Annotated in this window: 2 protein-coding genes; both read left to right on the forward strand. The window is 75.0% G+C overall.

Annotated features, from left to right (window positions below; genetic code table 11):
* The coding region (locus ACTUAL_RS29820; protein ID WP_440902571.1) for a 3-oxoacyl-[acyl-carrier-protein] synthase III C-terminal domain-containing protein at window positions 1–964 on the forward strand (964 nt) is incomplete at its 5' end.
* Window positions 961–2,361 (forward strand): ABC1 kinase family protein, encoded by a 1,401-nt coding sequence (locus ACTUAL_RS29825; protein WP_440902572.1) that lies wholly within the window; start codon window positions 961–963, stop codon window positions 2,359–2,361. The genes ACTUAL_RS29820 and ACTUAL_RS29825, both read left to right, overlap by 4 nt.
* Window positions 2,362–2,447 lie beyond the last annotated feature (86 nt).

A 2,447-nucleotide genomic window follows, 5' to 3' on the forward strand; every position in this document is an offset into this window, starting at 1 on the left:
CAGCGCCGACTCCTTCACCGGGGACCTGGACGCCCTGCTGCGCCGGGTCGACACCTACCTGCGGCACACCGGCTCGCGCACCCGCCGCTGGCTCGACACCGGCGAGCGGCCCGTCGACCTGCTGCGCGCCGCCGCCCGCACCGCGCTGCGCCGGGCCGGGCTGGAACCGGCCCAGGTGGACCTGCTGGTGTACACCGGGGTCGGCCGGGGCTTCCTGGAACCGGCGGGCGCCGACCACGCCGCCGCCGCCCTCGGCGCGGACCGCGCGCACTGCTTCGACCTGCTCGACGCGTGCATGAGCTGGACCAGGGCCGTCCAGGTGGTCGAGTCGCTGTTCCTGGCGGGCCACCACCGGACGGCGCTGGTCGTCAACGCCGAGTTCAGCATGAGACCCGGCGGGGCCGTGGTGCCCGGCGCGTTCCGGCTGCCGCGGGCGAAGGCGCTGGCGTCCACGTTCGCCGCCTGCACCCTCGGCGAGGCCGCCACCGCGACCGTGCTCACCGCCGAGGACGGCGAGCCGTGGCGGTTCAGCTTCCGCTCGCGCCCGGACCTCGCGCCGCTGTGCAACGTCACCCTGCACAACTACCGGGACTTCTGCGACCCCACCGGCAAGGAGGCCCGCAACGGGGTCGGCGTGTTCACCTCCTTCGGGCTGGAGATGCACGCGCGCGGCCGGGACGAGGCGCTGGCCGCGCTCGCCGCGCTGGACGTGCCGCCCGAGCGGGTGGACGCGCTGTTCACGCACGCCTCCAGCAGCAGCTACTGGCAGGGCCTGGCGGACGAGGCGGGCCTGGGCCCGGTGGCGCACCACGTCTACCCGCGCACCGGCAACGTCGTGTCCGCCTCGGTGCCCACCGCGATGGCCTCGGGGATCGAGGCGGGCCTGCTCACGCCGGGGCAGCGCGCGGTCGGCTGGGTCGGCAGCGCCGGGATGTCCTTCGGCGCCTTCACCTTCGTGCTGTGAGATCGGAGGCGGTCGTGCTCGCACACCTCGCCAGAGCGGTCGCGGCCCTCGCGCTGGAGGCCGCCCGCCACCTGCTCCTGCCCTGGCTGCGCGACCGCGGCCGGGGCCGGGGCGGTCCCGACGGGCAGCGGCGCAGGGCGCGGGCCGCGCTGGCGTTCCTGGTGCGCATGGGGCCGATCTACATCAAGCTCGGCCAGATCGCCGCCACCCGCTCCGACCTGCTGCCCCCGGAGTGGACCGACACCCTGCGGGCCCTGCAGGACCGCGCCCCGCACATGCCGCCCGGCCCCACCCGCCGCGCGCTGGAGCGCGAGCTCGGCGGCAGGCTCGACGAGGTGTTCCGCGACCTCGACCCGCGCCCCATCGCCAGCGCCTCCGTCGCCCAGGTGCACGTCGCGCACCTGCACGACGGCCGCAAGGTCGCCGTCAAGCTGGTCAAGGACGGGGTGCCCGAGGAGATCCGGCGCAGCCTGCGCGCGCTCGGCTCGCTCGTGCGCGCCGCCCACCTGCTCGTGCCGCGCCTGCGCCACCTGGACCTGCCGCACCGCTTCGACGAGGTCGCCCGCCTGCTGCTGCCGCAGGCCGACATGCGCCGCGAGGCCCGCCAGCAGCAGCGGGTGCGCGCCGACTTCGCCGGGCACCCGCACGTGCGCGTGCCCGAGGTGGTGCCGGAGCTGGTGACCGCGCGGGTGCTCGTGATGGAGCACGTCGACGGCATCCCCGGCCGCGACGCGCACCTGGTCGACCTGCCGCGCGCCCAGCTCGCCCGCCGCCTGCAGGACGCCGTCTACACCATGCTGTACATGCACGGCCTCAGCCACGGCGACCCGCACCCCGGCAACGTGCTGTTCACCCCGTCCGGCGAGCTGGTGCTGCTCGACTACGGCGTCACCGCCGAGCTGACCGAGGACGAGAAGTGGGGCCTGTCCTCGTTCTACTACGCCTGCACCCGCAAGGAGTGGGCGCTCGCCGTCGACCGCTTCACCCGGCACTTCGTGCACGTCGGCCCCGACCTCGCGGCCCGGCGCGCCGGGTACGAGCGGCGGATGGCCGAGGTGCTGCGCCACCACTTCGACACCAGCGCCAGCCGGTGGTCCACCGTCGCGTACTTCGCCGACGTCAACGAGGTGCTGCGCGCGCACGGCTGCCGGTACACCACCACGTTCACCCAGGTCGAGCTGGTGTTCCTGTCCTGCGAGGGCTTCGCGGGCCAGATCGACCCGGACATCGACATCTGGGCGAACGCGCGCAGGTTCACCGACCGCTACTCGCCCTACACGAGCGCCGAGGTGGAGGAGCGGTTCGCCGAGGACTTCGCGGTGCGCGCGCCCACCTCGCTGCGGCTGCGCGCGCGGGCCCGCTCCACGCTGGGGGCCCCGACGCACGTGGACCGGTAATTCTTCCCCCGCGCGTTCCCGGTTTTCGTGCGGGTGGCGTGGGGCGGGCGGGTGCGGGACTTCGACGGCAACGAGTACGTCGACCT

This window comes from Actinosynnema sp., assembly GCF_052038725.1.